Source organism: Lacticaseibacillus camelliae DSM 22697 = JCM 13995, from assembly GCF_001436615.1.
In the GTDB taxonomy this organism is placed as follows: domain Bacteria; phylum Bacillota; class Bacilli; order Lactobacillales; family Lactobacillaceae; genus Lacticaseibacillus; species Lacticaseibacillus camelliae.
In genome coordinates this window covers 89,971-107,384 of sequence record NZ_AYZJ01000034.1, presented here as the reverse complement: position 1 = coordinate 107,384, position 17,414 = coordinate 89,971, and the positions used below count along the sequence as shown (strand labels likewise).

Sequence of the window (17,414 nt, the reverse complement as noted above, 5' to 3'; positions counted from 1 at the left end):
CATGGCCTTTTTGGTCTAGTCGCTAAGGTGTTGCACTTGAATTGTAAACTGGGGCAGTTATTATAAGGCGCATTTGGAGGAGCTGGGGCACCCCAAGGAGAGCCCACTTATTTCCTTCATCTACAGCATGGCTGATATCATGGCGACGATGAAGAATGCTAGTGATCAGGAGATTACTGAGTATTTTGGCAATGGTCAGTTGCCTTACACCATTAATTTCCTCAACGGAATCGATGCATTTAAGGCCTGGGAGAACGGCTATGACGGTACCGGGATGGTCGTGGCTGTCATAGATAACGGCCTTGAACCAGTTACTGATATGCGTTTGGATGATGATAGCACAGCGGCAATCAGTCAAGCTGACGCTCAGAAATTCATTGACCAGAAGGGTTACGGCACATACATTAACGACAAGATTCCATTTGCCTATAATTATGTCGACAATGACTCCGACAGCACAAGCACGTACGAAGTTGATCATGGGATGCATGTGTCAGGAATCATTGCGGCTGACGGTCAACAGCCTGCGGCTAGTGGCGAGCAGCAAGCAATCCAAGCCCTGACAACCGCCGATGGTAGTGGTGCACTGACGACAGAGTTCACGAGTATTTTTATGAAGCTCATCACTACTGGCAAGTTGGATAAGGATGCGCTGGATAAGTTGACGGCTGATCTAAAAGACAAGTTGACTGACCCTACGCAGGCCCAAAGTTTGACCAGCCTGATTTTAGGTTTGTTAACAAAGAAGAATGATTCAGACTCGTCCACTGCGACCACAACCGATGATACTTCGAGTAATGATGCATCGACTGATGATGGAAAGTACGCGGTTGGGATTGCGCCTCAAGCACAGATTCTTGATTTGCGGGTAATTTCCAATTCGAGTGCGAGTGAAGCCCAGGAACTTTACAAGGCTATTCATGATGCTGTCGATCTTGGTGCTGATGTCATCAATATGTCATTGGGCAGCACATACATGAACGAGGACGAGGAGAATCTCGAAGAGCAGGCAGTCGAGTACGCCTTTGAACATGGTGTCGTTGTTAACGTCTCTGCCTCAAACTCTGGTACGCGGGCTAACACCTCAACCGGTGGTGGTCAGGATTATAAGCCTGAGAATTACTCTCAGCTGTCGAACCCAGCAACGTCACCATATTCGATTGCCGTTGCGGCTTCTGGTGACTTATCCATTGAGAACCAGATGAGTTCAATGATGGGACTAGACTCTGGCGTTGGTATGGTCGCCCAGTTTAGTTCTTGGGGTCCAAATTCCGACTTCACGTTGAAGCCGGATGTCACCGGTCCTGGGGTCAACCTCGACTCGCTTGAATATGAGGATCAAGATCAGCAGATGTCCGGTACTTCTATGTCCGCACCGACCTCTTCAGGGATCACCGCCCTGATTGAGCAGCGGTTGAAGAAGTTAGGCTTTACTGGCGCGAAACTTGCGCTTTACACCAAGTTGGCCGAGATGAACAGCGCGATTATGATTGCGGATGAAAACACTGGGAATGCCTTTTCGCCGCGGCAGCAAGGTGCTGGCTTGGCTGATGCTGGTTTGGCAACGGAGACCACGGTTGCTGTAGAGGGCGATGCCAATACAGGTTCAGTTTCCCTTAAAAATATTGGCAAGACGACCGATATCACGCTCCACTTTACGAACTACGGTGATCATGACGTTACTTATACCTTCAAGCCAGATCAATACACGGTGCTGAAGAACGTCTGGGATACTGATGCGAATGGCAAACTGCTTGGCAATGGTGTTTCGCATGATGAGACGCTTGCTGACGCTAACGTCTCCATGGTAAATGACACCTTCACGATCAAGGCTGGTCAGACACAGGATATTACGTTGACGCTGAACATTGGCGATTCAGTTACTAAAGATCAGATTGTCGAAGGATTCCTGCGTTTTGCAAGCAGTGAAACCGACGGCAGTAACGATGTCACCGTTCCGTATCTGGCCTTCTATGGCGATTTGACTGATGAGAACGTCTTTGATCTGTCCGGTGCAGGGTACACCAGTTACCTGGCTGATGGTGCTTCACAACTGCCACTGGGTATTGGTAGCAGTAACGAAGCGGTGAAAGTGTTTGTTGATCAGGCAGCAAGCAACTTTGCTAATGGTTACTCTGACAAAGGCGATGATGACGAGAATGTTAAAGGGGTTGTCGCGGCCGCCGATGGGTTTAAGGCCTCTATTTCCCCTAACGCGGATGGGGACGATGATACGGTAACGCCAGTCGTCTACGTCACACAAAACCTGAAATCAATCACCGCAGAGATCTTGGATGCCAATGGCAACGTGGTTCGGATCCTTGATCAAGAAAACAACCTAGATGCCAGTGGGGTCAATGCGACTGCAAGTGGTCTTGGCTACACGACTTTGGCGCAGTCATACACGATGGCCTATGACCGGCCAGAGGCGCTGACTTGGGACGGTACTGTCTATGACCAGGCAACCGGCAAAATGGTTGCCGCTTCCGATGGCAAGTACACCTACCGGATCATCGGAACGATGAATTATGAAGGAGCACACAAGACTCAGACGAAAGACTTTGGGTTGACTATCGATACTCAGGCACCAACGTTTGAGCCACAGTTTGATGCTGCCAACAACACGATTGCGTTCAATTATGCTGATAAGGGAATTGGGTTTACCAATGATTCACTGTTGATTTATACAATCGCCGGGAAAGACCATGAAATCAGTCTGGGCAACGATGGGACCAGTAACGAAGGCCAGTTCAGTTACAAACTGACCGATGATGAAGTGGCTGCGTTAAAGGCGAGTGATGGCAGTTTGAAGTTGACCATTCATGATGCTGCTGGCAACGCTGCAACTGCCACGTTGGCGACAGGAATTGGCAGTGGAGTCACTAAGGCTAACACTGATGAAACTGAAGCAGCGCCGCTGTTCCAATTCTATCTTGCTAAAGCGCAAACTCTTGATTCAACGTCAGACAAAACAGATAACGGTGATCTTTCGGGTATCACAGGGGTCAACTTGTCTGAGTTCGGATTTGCGGTTGACTCTGTTTCTACACCCTTGTACCAAGGTACGACGGATGACGCGATTCTTAAGGCAAAGGTCAGTGGCCCCGCAGGAACACAGTACTTTGTTAAAAACGAAATCACCGGTCAGGTATACACACCGTATGACAAGGACGCAGATGGCAATCTGTTGTTTAAGGTTGATGGCATTCAGCACGCCGAAGATCTGATGATCAACCTTGGTGCTGCCCTGTACACTGGCTACGCGATTGCTCCGACGGATCAGGCTGGCGTTTATAAGGAATCATTGATCGACAGTATCCTGCTAAGTACGACCAGCATGAGTCAACAATCTTCGAGCTCTGAAGACTTTGAGACAACATTCGTTGATTCTAACGATGTTTCTCCGTTCACGGATACCAAGTACTTGAGCGATTTGATCCACAAGTACGATCAACCGGATGGTACGAATAACTACGATGGGACTGGTTGGGATCCGACAGCCACTGAGGTTGGTTATCAGGATTCTCACGAGGACAACTTCCTGCTTCCAGAGTTGGACTACCGGACGAACAACAATTGGCGTGAAAAGGGTCACATCATCGATACGAATCACACCACCATTGATAACGGCACCAACAAAGGCGCTGACAGCGACCTTAAGATGCCTGATCAAGATGTCCTGACTCTGGATACCCCAATTGAGACTACACTTAATACGACCACGACCGATAAGAACTTTGATCCTGCTACTGGTGAATACACCATCACAGGTAAGCTCAAGACCGCTGGGCACTCTGAAGTAGAAGAAGCTGATTATAAGCACGCAGCCCTTTACATTCTTGGTAATTCTTCTTATGAAGATGATCCAGCTAATAAGGTGACCATTAATGCTGATGGGACGTTCTCGTACAAGGTCAAGATTCCTAATGATTCGGATCGAGCAGTTGGATATATCCTGATTTACCAGCTGACTAACCCAGATGGGACAGAAGGCGAGCTCCGGATTTATCGGAATGACCTGATCTTCTATCGGGATGAAGACGATCCAAGTCTTGCCGTTGACATCGCTGGTCTTGATACCGGTGCACCGACTGAGGATGGCACGTACAAGACTCAGACGTCAGCTGACAAATTTGATTTGTCGGCAATTGTCAACGATAACGCTGACGATTACACACTGACTGTTAATGGCAACCAGGTCTTCCGCCAGAAGAATCAGGGCGAGCCTGAAAACGAGACAACGACCAACGTCTTTGGGCCGTACACATACAAGGGCGCCATTCCTCTTCAGAAAGGTGAGAATGTGATTACCTTGCAGGCAACCGACCAACTTGGTAACACGGTCACCAAGACAATCGAAGTGACACGCGTTGACGCAACCTCGACAACGGGCACCGATGAGGGCGGCACTTCGACAGGTACTGACAACGGCGGGCCGACCACAGCCACAATGTCTGATAAAGACGCCGGCTACAAGGAAGGCTACCGTGAAGGTTCAACCGGCGCACAGCTGAAGGATCTCTCTGGCAAGAGTGCTGACTATCTTCAGGGCTTCACCGAAGGCTACAATGCTGGTGCGGCTGATCGCAACGCAAAACTTGCGGCTCAGCTTGCGGCAGCTCAAGCTAAGGGTACTTCGACGTCTGAAGCAACTTCTCAAGGATCCTCTGAGGAGACTTCTGAAGCAACACCAAAGGACGATCAACAACCGGCCGCAGGTGCAGCAACAGATCAGAGTGCTTCCAAGTCTGGCAGTTCAGCTTTACCTGACGATTCGGCTGCGAAAGCCGCTCTGAGTCCGAAAGAACAAGCAGCAACTGGCAACCTGCCAAAGACTGGTGACAACCAGTCCAGCAGTCTGGCACTGCTTGGTGCGGCGATTATCTCTGGTCTTTCCATGGCCTTTGGTTTTGGCGACCGGCGTAAGCGCAACTAGTCTTAGGTAACTAGTTCTATGACCAGTTTCTATCCATTGGGTAGGGGCTGGTTTTTTGAATCCAGTCACCCCAGCTTGCTAATCAAGACTTAATTTGATTTCCGGTTTGTGGTTGACAAGCTGCTGCATCAAGGGTTAGAATTTTCACAACATTAAAACGCGATTAAAAGATGAGTAACCGACTAGTCTGGAACAGAAAGCCGCAGGGGATGAGAAGCGGTGCAGCCAACTCGGTGAAGATGGTCTTTGCTGCCGCGGCCGGCTGAGCGCAAGTTAAGTCGGTCTGGGTGCGCCCATTACAGCGCCGAGTCTCGCCGTAAGGCCGGACTGATCGAGGCGGCTGGCGTGAGTCAGTCGTGTACACAAGGTGGTAACGCAGCCAAGCTGCCCTTGCACTCTCTAGGGAGTGTAGGGCGGCTTTTTTTATCGCAAAAAGGAGCAATATCATGACAACAACAATTATTGGCTATCCGCGTATCGGGGCGCACCGCGAGCTTAAGTTCGCGACGCAGCATTATTTCAAGCAGCGCATTTCTGCGCAGGAGTTGCAGGACACGGCCAAAAAGCTGCGCCAGGCAAACTGGCACACGATTAAGCAGGCGGGGATCGATCAAATCCCAACTGGCGATTTTTCGTTCTTTGACACTACTCTGGACACAGCATTTCTGCTGAACATTGTGCCGAAGCGTTACCAGGACCTCAAGCTGGCGCCGCTGGACGAGTACTTTGCCCTGGCGCGCGGCTACCAAGGCGAGGCCGGCGACGTGAAGGCCCTGTCGATGAAGAAATGGTTCAACACAAACTACCATTATCTGGTGCCGGAATTTGACCAGGATACGCAAATCAAGGTCCGCGACTGGCAGCTATTCGCCCAGTTCAAGGAAGCCAAGGCGGCTGGTATCAATGCACGGCCCACGCTGGTCGGTCCGTACACGCTCCTGCACTTGAGCCGTTTCTTAGATGGTAAGCAACCGGCGGACTTCGTGGCTGCGCTGGTTGACGCTTACGCTGAGATCATTGGTCGGCTGGTTGACGAAGGGGCAGAGTGGATTCAGCTGGACGAGCCGGCTTTGGTCTTCGATCAGACTGACGCCGACCGCGCGCTGTTCAAGCAGCTTTACACCGCCATTTTGAGCAAAAAAGGCGCTGCCAAGATCCTACTTCAAACCTACTTTGGCGATGTCACGGATTCGTACCAGAACCTGACGAGCCTGGCCTTTGATGGCTTGGGTCTGGACTTTATCGAAGGCAAGGTCAATCTGGATCTGCTGACGGCTCAGGGCTTCCCGAAGGACAAGGTGCTGTTTGCCGGTGTGATCAATGGCAAGAACATCTGGCGGACCAATTACGACAAGACCCTGGCGTTGCTGGGTCAGCTGGACGACGTGGCTGACAAGATCGTGCTGTCGACGTCGACGTCGCTCCTGCACGTGCCTTACACCACCAAGAACGAAACCAAAATTGATCCGGCCGAGCTCCGCTACCTCGCGTTTGCCGAGGAAAAACTGACCGAGCTGCGTGAACTGGATGAGGCGCGCCACGCCAAGCGGGAGACCCCGGCAGTGCTGGCCAACCGGCACCTGTTCGCAACGCCACGCTACGAAGAGGACCCGGCCATCAATGCTAAAATCGCTGCGCTGAAACCAGAGGACTACAAGCGGCTGCCAGCACGCAAGGAGCGTCTGGCCATTCAGGCCAAGGAGTTCAACCTGCCGATTTTGCCGACAACCACGATTGGGTCGTTTCCGCAGACGGCGGCTGTGCGCAAGAATCGCGCCGAGTTCCGCAAGGGTAACATCACGGAGGAAGAGTACACGGCGTTCAACCACAAAGAGGAACGGCGCTGGCTGAAAATCCAAGAGGAGCTGGGGCTGGACGTCCTGGTTCACGGCGAGTTTGAGCGCAACGACATGGTCGAGTACTTTGGCGATAACCTGAAAGGCTTCCGCTTTACCGAAAATGGCTGGGTCCAGTCATACGGCACCCGCGGCGTCAAGCCACCGATCATCTGGGGCGACGTGGTCCGCACCCACCCGATCACCGTGGCGGAGTCCGTTTACGCGCAGAGCCAGACGGATAAGCCGGTGAAGGGAATGCTGACTGGCCCGGTCACGATTCTCAACTGGTCATTCCCGCGTGAGGATGTCTCGCCAAAAGTGTCCACTGAGCAGATTGCCCTGGCACTGCAAGGTGAAGTGCTGGATTTGGAAAAGCACGGCATCAAGATCATCCAAATCGATGAGCCGGCTTTGCGGGAGAACCTGCCCCTGCGCAAAAAGGACTGGAACAGCAAGTACCTGGATTGGGCCGTACCGGCATTCCGGCTGGTGGGGGCCAAGGTCCAGCCGACCACGCAGATTCACACGCACATGTGCTACTCGGAGTTCGGGGATATCATCGAAGCCATTGACGCACTTGATTCCGATGTCATCAGCTTTGAGGCGGCGCGGGCCGACATGACCTTGCTCGATGTCCTGCACGATGTCCATTTTGAAACGCACGTGGGCCCTGGCGTTTATGACATCCACTCACCACGGGTGCCGTCCAAGGACGAAATCGTCAAGATCATTCACGAGATCCTGCGCCGTATTCCCAAGGAGAACGTGTGGATCAATCCGGACTGTGGCCTGAAGACGCGCGAGGAGCCTGAAACAGTTGCGAGCCTGCGCAACATGGTCGACGCGACGAAGCAGGTACGAGAGGAGCTCGCCCATGAAAGTCAACCGACTGTTTAAGGACCATCAAGTTCTGTCGTTTGAACTGTTTCCGCCGCGTCGACGCAGTCCGGAAGAGGATTATCGCCGCATCGATGACACCATCAGTGCGGTGTCCGAGCTGAACCCGGATTTCGTGTCGGTTACGCTTCACACCGGGAAAAAGGATCAGCGCCATGTGACGCTGGACCTTGCCGACCGCATTCAGAAAAAGTATGGCCTGCCGGCAGTTGCGCACCTGCCGGCGGTGCAACTCACGACGGCTGAGGTTGACAGCCTGCTGGAAGATTTTAAAGCAGCCGGGATCGAGAATATTCTAGCCCTGCGCGGCGACATCCCGAATGGCGGCCGGGTCGCTAACGACTTTCCGCACGCCAGCGACTTGATTACACACATCCATGAGTACGGGGACTTTAACGTGGTCGCGGCGTGCTACCCTGAAACCCATCCCGAGGCCACCAGTCCCGAGGCGGATCTGCAGCACTTGAAGGAAAAAGTCGACGCTGGCGCCTCTCAGCTGATTTCTCAGTTATTTTTCGACAATCACGTCTTTTATGATTTTGTCGACCGGGCCCGGGCAGCGGGCATCACGGTGCCGATTGAGGCAGGGATCATGCCGGTCCTCAGCCAGCACCAAATCGACACGATGGCCTTGACCTGCGGCGTGAGTCTGCCGGAGAAGTTTCTCAGCATGATGAAGCACTACGAGGGCCGGCCGGACGCGCTGCGCGATGCCGGCATTGCCTACGCCATTGACCAAATCGTTGATTTGATGGTGCACGGGGTGGACGGCATCCATCTTTACACGATGGACAACCCCACGGTCGCCAAGCGGATTGTCGAAGCGACGCGGTCACTGGTGCGCCAGTAATCTTACAGGTGAGACACGCTTGCTGCTGGCAGGCGTGTCTTTTGCTTTAGGTCCGTAAGGGCGGCTGGTGTTAGCGGCAGTCGTTCTGTATAATGGATTAGAGTATGTTTAGCCAAATCACAGGAGGTCAATAATGGTCGCATCTGAGTTCGTCAGTGAGTTACGCCAGCGGTACGGGATCGAGTTTAAAGACTTGAGCCTGCTTGACGAAGCGTTCACGCATTCGTCATACGTCAACGAGCATAAGGAACTGGGCCTAAAAGATAACGAACGGCTCGAATTTCTGGGGGATGCTGTGCTGGAGCTCACCGTTTCGGATTACCTTTACCGGAAGTTCCCTGACCGGCCGGAAGGTGACCTGACACGGATGCGTTCGGCTGCGGTTCGCACGCGGGCCTTCTCGGGTTTTTCCAAGGAGGCGCACTTCGACCGTTATATCAAGCTGGGCAAAGGTGAGGAGCGGGCCGGTGCCCGCACGCGGCTGACTTTGCTGGAGGACTTGTTCGAAGCCTTTAATGGCGCCTTGTACTTGGACCAGGGCCGCGAAGCCAATATTAAATTTGCCAAGCAAATCATTTTTCCGAAAATCGATGCGGGTGAGTTTTCGGCCGATATGGACCACAAGACCGCGCTTCAGGAGTACGTCCAGCAAGATGGCGAAGTCGATATCGAGTATCACCTGCTGGCGGAAACCGGCCCGGCGCACGCACGTCAGTTTCAAGTTGACGTTGCCGTCGATGGCACTGTGCTGGGTTCCGGGATCGGTAAGAATAAAAAAGCGGCGGAGCAGGCCGCGGCCGACGATGCGTTGACCAAGCTTCGCGCAAAGTGAGTGAATTTGCATGCAGTTAAGACATCTGACAATCAACGGCTTCAAATCGTTCGCGGATAAAACCGAGATCGATTTTGTGTCCGGTTTGACCGGTATTGTCGGCCCCAATGGCTCCGGCAAAAGTAACATCACCGAGGCGATTCGCTGGGCGCTTGGCGAGCAAAGCGCGAAGTCCTTGCGCGGCGAGAAAATGGGCGACGTGATTTTTGCCGGCACTGCCACCCGGCCGCCGCTCAACCGCGCCGAAGTGACGATGACGTTCGACAATTCAGACGGCTATTTACCCAAGCAGCCAGCCGCGGTCACCGTGACGCGGCGGCTTTTTCGTGATGGCGAATCGGATTTTCTGATCAACAACCAAAACGTTCGGCTCAAGGACATCGTTGATCTGTTCATGGACTCAGGCCTGGGCAAGGAAAGCTTTTCCTTCATTTCCCAGGGCCGGGTCGAGGCCATTTTCAACTCGAAACCCGAAGACCGCCGCGGTATTCTTGAGGAAGCGGCCGGCGTTTTGAAGTACAAGCAGCAGAAAACCAAGGCGCAGTCCGAGCTCAAGGAAACCCAGGACAACCTGGACCGGATCAACGACATTGTGTCTGAGCTCCATAAGCAGGTGACCCCACTGGCCGAGCAGGCCTCCCTGGCCCGTGACTATGAGCGCCAGACCAAGGACTACCAGCGTATCCACAAAAGCATTCTGGCGCTTGAGATTGAGCAGTTGGCTGATAAGCAGACCAAGACGCAAGGCGAGGCCAAAGTCACCAAGGAGACGGTCACAGCTCTGACGGCCAAGGCGAAGCACCTGGAAGGCCAGTCGGAAACGTTGACGGCGACGGATCAGGAGCTGGATGCCAAGCTGACCAAGCTCAACGACTCGCTGCTGTCGCAATCGATGAAGTTGGAAAGCCTGACTGGCGAAGTCAATGTGTCCTCAGAGCGCGCCAATAACGCGCAGGAGACGCTGAAGGACCTGGTGGGACAGTTGACGCAGGCCAAGGCTGACTTGGCCGACGCCAAAAAGCGCGTGACGACGCTGACAAGCACGCAAAAAGACCAAGCGTCGCAGCGCGCGCAGTTGGCAGACAAACTGGCCACTGCCCAGGCCGGCGCGCAAACGCCGGAAGCCCTCGCCAAACAGTTGGATAGCGCCCAGGCTGAGTACATTGACCTGCTGCGGCAGCAGGCGGAGACCGGCAACGCCCTGGCTGCAGCCAAGAAGGATCAGCAGGTGGCCCAAAACCAAAGCGCTGCGGATCGGGCCCGTCTTTCGGAATTGAGCAGCCGCCAGCAGGCTCAGCAGGAGACGGTCGATCAGCTGATCGGTCAGGTCGCCAAGCTGACGGCGGCAGTTGAAGGGGCCCGCAATAAAGCAGCGGCGGCTCACGAAAAGGCCGAAGCAGTGCAGCGCGACTTTGCGGATGCGCAGGACCGGCTGAATCAGGCATCCACTTTGTATCAACGCGCCAATTCCCGCTACGAAACCCTGCAGGAGCTGAAAGACGATTACGCAGGCTTTTATTCCGGCGTGCGGGCCGTGCTGAAGAACAAGCAGCAACTGGCCGGTGTCATCGGGGCCGTGGCCGAGCTGATGGCTGTGCCTAGTCAATACCAGCAGGCGTTTGATGTGGCGTTGGGCGGCAACCTCCAGGCGGTTGTCACGACCTCTGAGCAGGCCGCCAAGCAGGCGATCACCTACCTGAAGCAAACCCGCGCAGGGCGCGCGACCTTTTTGCCGACCTCGGTGATCCGGCCGCGTATTTTGCCTGGCAATGTGAAAACCGAGTTGGCCGAACAGCCCGGCTTCATCGGCATTGGCGTCGACCTGGTGCGGTTTCGCCAAGAAGTCGCCCCGGTCATGGAAAATTTGCTGGGCAGCCTGATTGTTGCCGAAACGCTGGATGCCGGGATCAAACTGGCGAACTTAACGCATCACCGCTATCGCATTGTCACACTCGATGGCGATATTTTGACGCCTGGCGGGGCCTTGACCGGCGGGCAGACCCGCAAGCAGGGCGTGTCCCCTTTGGCCCGGACTCAGGAAGTGACCCAACTGCACGCGCAGCTGCGGCAGATGAAGGGCGCCTTGGCCAAGCAGGCCGACCTGGTGAATGACTTGCAGACGCAACTGACTGCGACTCAAGCTGCGGCGACTGATGCCGACCGTGCTGTTAACCAGGCGCAGGCTGACTTAGCCGCACAAAAGGCGCAACTGGATGCGCAGCAAACCAGCCTGACTCAGCTTGACCGCCAGCGCCAGGCCGCAAAGCTGGCGACCGGTGCCGCGGGCGACTATGATCAAAAAATCGATACGCTGGCACAGCAGGCGGCCGCCATTGCCCAGTCCTTGCAAGACACGCAGGCGCAAATTGACCGCACAAAGGCTGAGCAAAGCCGGGCCGAGGCCAGTGCGGCCGAGGTCCAGAGCAGGGTCAACGACCTGCAAACGCAGCTCGCCGTGCTTAAAAGCAAGGCTGCGACCACCAAGACGCAACTGGCTCAGTGGCAGGATCAGGTGCAAAGCAGCACGCAGGCAGTGGCTCAGCTGCAGACTCGGATCGCGAAGATTCAAAAGGCGGCCGAAGAAAGCGCGATGGATAAACAGACGCGCACGCAGACCATTGCCCAACTGAAAGCCAGCACCACGGCCTTGCGCGCGGAGCAAGATCACCTGACCAAGGAAAAAGCCGCCAACCGCGGTAAGCTCAGTGGCGTTTCTGCAGAAATTACCACCACCTACACGCAGCAGCACACGGCCATGGCCCAAGCGGAACAGCAAAGCGCTTCGCTGTCCCGCATTAAGGTCAACTTGGACAACCGCCTGAGCACCTTGGCAGAAACCTATCAGCTCACTTACGAGGCGGCGCTGAAAGCCACTGACAGTAAGCCGGCCGAACTCCCACAGTTGAAGTCCCAGCTCAAGCTCTTGAAGCGCGGGCTGGACGAGCTGGGACCGGTCAATCCCAACGCCATCACCGAGTACGAAAACGTCAAGGACCGCTTCGACTTCCTGACCAAGCAGCAAGACGATCTGATCTCGGCGAAAACCCAGCTGGAGGCCACCATGGGTGAGCTGGACGAGGAAGTCAAAACGCGCTTCAAGGACATGTACGACGCGACCAATGCCGCGTTTGAAACCATTTTTCCGCAGATGTTCGGCGGCGGCGAGGCACATCTGACCCTGACTGATCCCGACGACTTGCTGAACACCGGCATTGAGATCTCGGCCCAGCCGCCGGGCAAGAAGCTGACGCGGCTGTCCCTGCTTTCTGGCGGGGAGCGGGCGCTGACGGCAATTGTGCTGTTGTTTGCTATTCTGAAGGTGCGGCCGGTGCCATTTTCCATTCTGGATGAAGTCGAGGCCAGTCTGGATGACGTGAACGTCGACCGGTTTGGCCGGTTCCTCCGGGATTACAGCTCGGACACGCAGTTCATCGTGATCACGCACCGGCGCGGCACGATGCTTGCGGCCAACATGCTTTACGGTGTGACCATGCAGGAGTCCGGGGTGTCGAAGATGGTCGCCGTGTCATTGGATCAAGTGCAAGACGACGAGACGAAAGCAAAAGAAACGACGAAATAGGAGGCAGCCATGGGATTATTCGATTCGCTGAAGAAAGCATTCGGCGGCGGCAAGGAAGAAACTGTCGAGGAGCAGAAATACGACACAGGATTGGAAAAAAGCCGCAGTACGTTTGGCGACAAGCTGAATGCGCTGTTTGCCAATTTTCGCTCGGTCGACGAAGACTTCTTTGACGACCTCGAGGAGATGCTGATCGGTGCCGATGTCGGTTTTGAAACTGCCGAAAAACTGACCGATGAACTGCGCGATGAGGTCAAGCTCAAGAACGCCAAGAACAAAGACGAGGTCTCTCAAGTCATCGTGCAAAAACTGGTCGACATATACGGTGAGGCGGGCGAAGGCGAGGATAACACGCTGCACTACGCCGAATCCGGGCCGACCGTCTTCCTGTTTGTTGGCGTCAACGGCGCCGGTAAGACCACGACCATCGGCAAGCTGGCCCATCAGCTGCAGCAAGGCGGCAAGAAGGTTCTGCTGGCAGCCGGTGACACGTTCCGGGCCGGTGCCATCCAGCAGCTCCAGGAGTGGGGCAAGCGCGATGAGGTGCCTGTTGTTGCGACGGAGGCCGGCGGCGATCCCGCCGCGGTCGTGTTCGATGCCGTGAAGCGCGCCAAGGACGAAAACTTCGACGTGCTGCTGGTCGACACGGCCGGGCGGCTGCAGAATAAGGTCAACCTGATGAAGGAGCTCGACAAGATCAAGCGGGTCATCGTGCGCGAGCTGCCTGACGCGCCGCAGGAAGTCCTGCTGGTGCTGGATGCCACGACGGGCCAAAACGCGCTGAGTCAGGCCAAGGAGTTCAACCAGACCACCAAAATCTCCGGCATCGTTTTGACCAAGCTCGACGGTTCCGGCAAGGGGGGTATCGTGCTGGCGATTCGCAATTCGTTGCACGTGCCGGTCAAGCTGGTCGGGCTGGGTGAAAAAGTGGATGACCTGCAGACGTTTGATCCGAATAAATTTGTCTACGGGCTGTTCAAGGGCCTGATCAAGGAAGAAAATTAGGCAAAAAAAACCGCTGTGAAAATTATTTCACAGCGGTTTTGCGTGCCACAGGCTTAAGCGGCAGCCGAAACTTTTTTCTCGCGGCCCAAGATGAGCTGCAGGACAATCAGGACCACATAGGCGATCAGGATGTACCCAAGCCACGGCCCAATCTTCACGGAACTGTCGAACCAGTACTTCTGCCAGGCGGTGTTGCTCATCACCCAGAGGAAGATGGCCCCAAGCAGGGCCCCAATCGCATTCAAAATGGCGAAGAACCAAAGATTGCCATTTTCATGGTTGTGCAGATAAATGCCGGAAAAGACGATGTTCCAAAGGCCCCAGCCGCAGAATGCGAGAACGATGCCCCAGTATAGAATAGTTGCAACCATAATTATTCCCTCCAATTCATTACTAGTCTAGTTTACCACGATGTAAGCGGAATTTTTGACCTTTTGTCCTGGGCCGGTCATCCGCTGCTCCTTGCATTGACGCGGCCGCGACTGACCGGTATTCTGTTATAAGGAAGAAAAGGCGGGACAATTAATGGAAATTGAGAAGAATAACCGCATGAATTCACTGTTTGAATTCTATGGGGCGCTGTTGACTGACAAGCAGCACTCGTACCTAGAACTGTACTACGGCGACGACTACTCGCTGGGCGAGATCGCCACCGAGTTCGATGTGTCGCGCCAGGCAGTGTACGACAACATTCGGCGCACCGAGGCGAGCCTGGAGGAATACGAAAGCAAGCTGCACCTGCTGGCGAATTTTCAGGCGCAGAATGAGGCGGTCGACAATCTGGTGCGATACGTTCGCATCAAGTATCCCGACGACCCAAAATTAAGTGACTTATTGACCCGTGTTGCCGATCAGGCAGCGCGGTAGGAGGCAAACTTATGGCATTTGAAGGATTATCAGAGCGCTTGCAAAAGGCCCTTTCCGGACTGCGGCGCAAGGGTAAGGTTTCGGAACAAGACGTCCGCGACACCATGCGCGAGATTCGCCTGGCGCTGCTTGAGGCCGACGTTAACTTTGGCGTCGTTAAGGACTTCGTCAAGAATGTTCGCGAAAAGGCCCTAGGTGCTGAGGTGCTGGACAGCCTGACCCCGGCTCAGCAGATCATCAAGATCGTCAACGACGAGCTGACTAAGACCATGGGTGAGGCGGCCGTGCCGCTGAACAAGTCCGCGCACATTCCCACCGTGATCATGATGGTCGGGCTGCAAGGGGCCGGGAAAACCACGACCGTCGGCAAGCTGTCCAAGTACCTGATGGATAACGAAAAGGCGCGCCCGCTTTTGATTGCCGCCGATGTCTACCGGCCGGCCGCCATCGACCAGTTGAAGGTGATCGGTGATCAACTCAACGTGCCGGTGTTCGACATGGGGACCGATACGGACCCGGTCGAAATCGTGCGCCAGGGGTTGGCCCAGGCCGCGCTGCAAAAGAACGATTACGTGCTGATCGATACCGCCGGCCGCCTGCAGATCGACGAGCAGCTGATGACTGAGCTGGCAAACATCAAGGACCTGGCGCACCCGGATGAGATCCTGCTGGTTGTCGATTCCATGACCGGGCAGGCCGCAACTGATGTGGCGAAGGGCTTTAATGAGCGCCTGGACATCACCGGGGTTGTGCTGACCAAACTGGATGGTGACACCCGTGGTGGGGCGGCGCTGTCGATTCGCGCAGTTACCGGCAAGCCAATCAAGTTCGTCGGTCAAGGCGAAAAGATGGACGCCTTGGATGTCTTCTATCCGGACCGCATGGCCAACCGTATCTTGGGCATGGGCGATATGATGACCTTGATCGACAAGGCCCAGAAGAACTACGACGAAAAGCAGGCCCAGGAAGTCGCCGACAAGATCAAGGAAAACACCTTCGACTTCAACGACTTCATCGACCAAATGGACCAGGTTTCCAACATGGGTTCCATGGATGAGATCATGAAAATGATCCCGGGGTTCGCCAATAACCCGGCCATGAAGAATTTCCACGTCGATCCCAAGGACATTGCCCACCAAAAGGCGATTGTCTACTCCATGACCCCGCAGGAGCGTGAAAATCCGGATCTGCTCAACCCGTCGCGGCGCCGGCGGATTTCTGCCGGCTCCGGGGTGCCAATCGTTAAAGTCAACCAGATGATCAAGCAGTTCAACCAGGCCAAGAAGATGATGAACCAGATGTACAAAGGCAACTTCTCCGGCATGGAAGGCATGATGGGCAACGGGATTCAGGGCCGGCTCGGCAAGATGGCCATGAACAAGATGGTGCGCAAGCAAAAGAAGAACAAAAAAAAGCGCCTGAAGACCAAGCACTTCCACTCTTAACTTATTGATCCAAAAACCGCGCCATGACGACAAGGTCATGGCGCGGTTGGCGTTACTGCATGAGGTAAAGGGCGAGGACTATGGCGTTCACCAACCCGGTGGCAAGCGGCCCATAGGTTTTGAACTTGCTGACCCGTCGCCCAATCGCGCTGTCGAACAGCTGCACGAAGGTCATGACGATGGCGAGCGCCGCGAGATACTCGGGACTGTGAAAGAGCAGCAAGCCTAAGGCACCAATGGCCAAAGCCCCGCTGCGAGATAGTGCGTAGCGGGCGTTGATGCCGCTCGTGTCATCGCTGGCCCTGCTTTGCCAGTAGGCCGCCAAGGCGAAGCCTAGGCTGACTGCAGCACTGATGGCGGTGATGATCGCACATAGGTTATACAACATGTCAAAACTCCAATCTGTTGGGCTTTTCTAATGAGTTTAACATAGCCGCCATGCACGTGACAGCAGTTCACGGTTGGTTGCGATGACGCGAATTGTGACATTGAGCCCTTTTCTCAAGGCTATTTTAAGGATGTAAAGAAAAAACTCTTTACACGTCAAGTATTCTTTGCTATGATTTTGAAGTTGAGAAATTTACAGGAGGTGTACTTAATGGCAGTAAAAATTCGTTTAAAGCGGATGGGTTCCAAGCGTAAGCCGTTCTACCGTGTTGTCGTTGCGGACTCTCGGTCCCCTCGCGACGGTCGGTTTATCGAATCCGTTGGCTACTACAACCCACTCTCAGACCCAGTTGATCTGAAGCTGGACGACGACGAGATCTTGGCATGGTTGCAGAAGGGCGCTCAGCCTTCCGACACAGTGCGCACCTTGCTCACTAGTCACGGCATCATGCAGAAGTATCACGAAGCACGTTTCACTAAGAAGTAGGCGTTAATCAGTGGACATCACAGCGCTGATCAAAGCAATCGTGACGCCATTAGTCACACATCCAGACGCCATCGAGATCACGCGGCACGAAACTGCCGAGTACATGGCGTTCGACTTGAGCGTGGATCCGGAGGATGTTGGCCGGGTCATCGGCAAAGGTGGTCGGGTCGCCCAGGCGATCCGGACTATTGTCTACGCGGTCAAGTCCCCGTACGACAAGCGCGTGCGGCTGAATATTTTGGATGCCTCGCATTCAGAAGCGTAAAAAGATCGGCGGATGCCGGTCTTTT

Annotated in this window: 12 protein-coding genes; 10 read left to right on the top strand and 2 right to left on the bottom strand. The window is 54.6% G+C overall.

Annotation, left to right across the window (positions count from 1 at the left end; translation table 11 throughout):
* Nucleotides 1-127 precede the first annotated feature (127 nt).
* From FC75_RS07670 to ftsY, 6 genes are all read left to right on the top strand, one after another.
* On the top strand, nt 128-4,936 hold the full coding sequence (locus FC75_RS07670) for a S8 family serine peptidase (RefSeq protein WP_056989555.1): 4,809 nt from the start codon (nt 128-130) through the stop codon (nt 4,934-4,936).
* Nucleotides 4,937-5,382: 446 nt separating this feature from the next.
* Entirely contained in the window at nt 5,383-7,671 is a 2,289-nt protein-coding gene (gene metE / locus FC75_RS07665; protein ID WP_056989554.1) for a 5-methyltetrahydropteroyltriglutamate--homocysteine S-methyltransferase, read from the top strand.
* Entirely contained in the window at nt 7,649-8,521 is an 873-nt protein-coding gene (gene metF / locus FC75_RS07660) for a methylenetetrahydrofolate reductase [NAD(P)H] (RefSeq protein ID WP_054664748.1), read from the top strand. The genes metE and metF overlap by 23 nt, the downstream gene beginning before the upstream one ends.
* Nucleotides 8,522-8,654: 133 nt before the next feature.
* Entirely contained in the window at nt 8,655-9,353 is a 699-nt protein-coding gene (gene rnc / locus FC75_RS07655; protein ID WP_054664744.1) for a ribonuclease III, read from the top strand.
* Between the two features lie 10 nt (nt 9,354-9,363).
* Complete coding sequence (gene smc / locus FC75_RS07650; protein ID WP_056989553.1) at nt 9,364-12,933, top strand: chromosome segregation protein SMC; 3,570 nt, start codon at nt 9,364-9,366, stop codon at nt 12,931-12,933.
* A gap of 9 nt (nt 12,934-12,942) precedes the next feature.
* On the top strand, nt 12,943-13,938 hold the full coding sequence (gene ftsY / locus FC75_RS07645) for a signal recognition particle-docking protein FtsY (protein ID WP_056989552.1): 996 nt from the start codon (nt 12,943-12,945) through the stop codon (nt 13,936-13,938).
* Between the two features lie 53 nt (nt 13,939-13,991).
* Here the strand turns inward: ftsY and FC75_RS07640 are convergent, their stop codons facing one another.
* Nucleotides 13,992-14,309, bottom strand: coding sequence for a hypothetical protein (locus tag FC75_RS07640; protein WP_056989551.1), 318 nt, complete (start codon nt 14,307-14,309; stop codon nt 13,992-13,994).
* A 154-nt stretch (nt 14,310-14,463) separates the two neighbouring features.
* Between FC75_RS07640 and FC75_RS07635 the strand changes: the two genes are divergently transcribed.
* Together FC75_RS07635 and ffh are read left to right on the top strand one after the other, a co-directional pair.
* Nucleotides 14,464-14,805 carry a putative DNA-binding protein gene (locus tag FC75_RS07635; protein ID WP_054664740.1) on the top strand — a complete coding sequence of 114 codons (342 nt, stop codon included), beginning with the start codon at nt 14,464-14,466 and terminating at the stop codon, nt 14,803-14,805.
* A gap of 11 nt (nt 14,806-14,816) precedes the next feature.
* On the top strand, nt 14,817-16,250 hold the full coding sequence (gene ffh / locus FC75_RS07630) for a signal recognition particle protein (RefSeq protein ID WP_056989550.1): 1,434 nt from the start codon (nt 14,817-14,819) through the stop codon (nt 16,248-16,250).
* Nucleotides 16,251-16,285: 35 nt separating this feature from the next.
* Here the strand turns inward: ffh and FC75_RS13235 are convergent, their stop codons facing one another.
* The gene (locus tag FC75_RS13235; RefSeq protein ID WP_420843314.1) at nt 16,286-16,510 is read right to left on the bottom strand and encodes a hypothetical protein; all 225 of its coding nucleotides are present in this window, start codon (nt 16,508-16,510) and stop codon (nt 16,286-16,288) included.
* Between the two features lie 338 nt (nt 16,511-16,848).
* Between FC75_RS13235 and rpsP the strand changes: the two genes are divergently transcribed.
* Together rpsP and FC75_RS07615 are read left to right on the top strand one after the other, a co-directional pair.
* The gene (gene rpsP, locus FC75_RS07620) at nt 16,849-17,124 is read left to right on the top strand and encodes a 30S ribosomal protein S16 (protein ID WP_054664737.1); all 276 of its coding nucleotides are present in this window, start codon (nt 16,849-16,851) and stop codon (nt 17,122-17,124) included.
* 10 nt (nt 17,125-17,134) lie between these two features.
* Nucleotides 17,135-17,389 carry a KH domain-containing protein gene (locus FC75_RS07615; RefSeq protein ID WP_054664735.1) on the top strand — a complete coding sequence of 85 codons (255 nt, stop codon included), beginning with the start codon at nt 17,135-17,137 and terminating at the stop codon, nt 17,387-17,389.
* The last annotated feature ends 25 nt before the right edge of the window (nt 17,390-17,414 follow it).

Excerpts from the sequence above, each read along its gene's own strand:
- FC75_RS07670 (WP_056989555.1), top strand. The coding sequence starts at position 128 with ATGGCTGATATCATGGCGACGATGAAGAATGCTAGTGATCAGGAGATT.
- metE (WP_056989554.1), top strand. The coding sequence starts at position 5,383 with ATGACAACAACAATTATTGGCTATCCGCGTATCGGGGCGCACCGCGAG.
- metF (WP_054664748.1), top strand. The coding sequence starts at position 7,649 with ATGAAAGTCAACCGACTGTTTAAGGACCATCAAGTTCTGTCGTTTGAA.
- rnc (WP_054664744.1), top strand. The coding sequence starts at position 8,655 with ATGGTCGCATCTGAGTTCGTCAGTGAGTTACGCCAGCGGTACGGGATC.
- smc (WP_056989553.1), top strand. The coding sequence starts at position 9,364 with ATGCAGTTAAGACATCTGACAATCAACGGCTTCAAATCGTTCGCGGAT.
- ftsY (WP_056989552.1), top strand. The coding sequence starts at position 12,943 with ATGGGATTATTCGATTCGCTGAAGAAAGCATTCGGCGGCGGCAAGGAA.
- FC75_RS07640 (WP_056989551.1), bottom strand. The coding sequence starts at position 14,309 with ATGGTTGCAACTATTCTATACTGGGGCATCGTTCTCGCATTCTGCGGC.
- FC75_RS07635 (WP_054664740.1), top strand. The coding sequence starts at position 14,464 with ATGGAAATTGAGAAGAATAACCGCATGAATTCACTGTTTGAATTCTAT.
- ffh (WP_056989550.1), top strand. The coding sequence starts at position 14,817 with ATGGCATTTGAAGGATTATCAGAGCGCTTGCAAAAGGCCCTTTCCGGA.
- rpsP (WP_054664737.1), top strand. The coding sequence starts at position 16,849 with ATGGCAGTAAAAATTCGTTTAAAGCGGATGGGTTCCAAGCGTAAGCCG.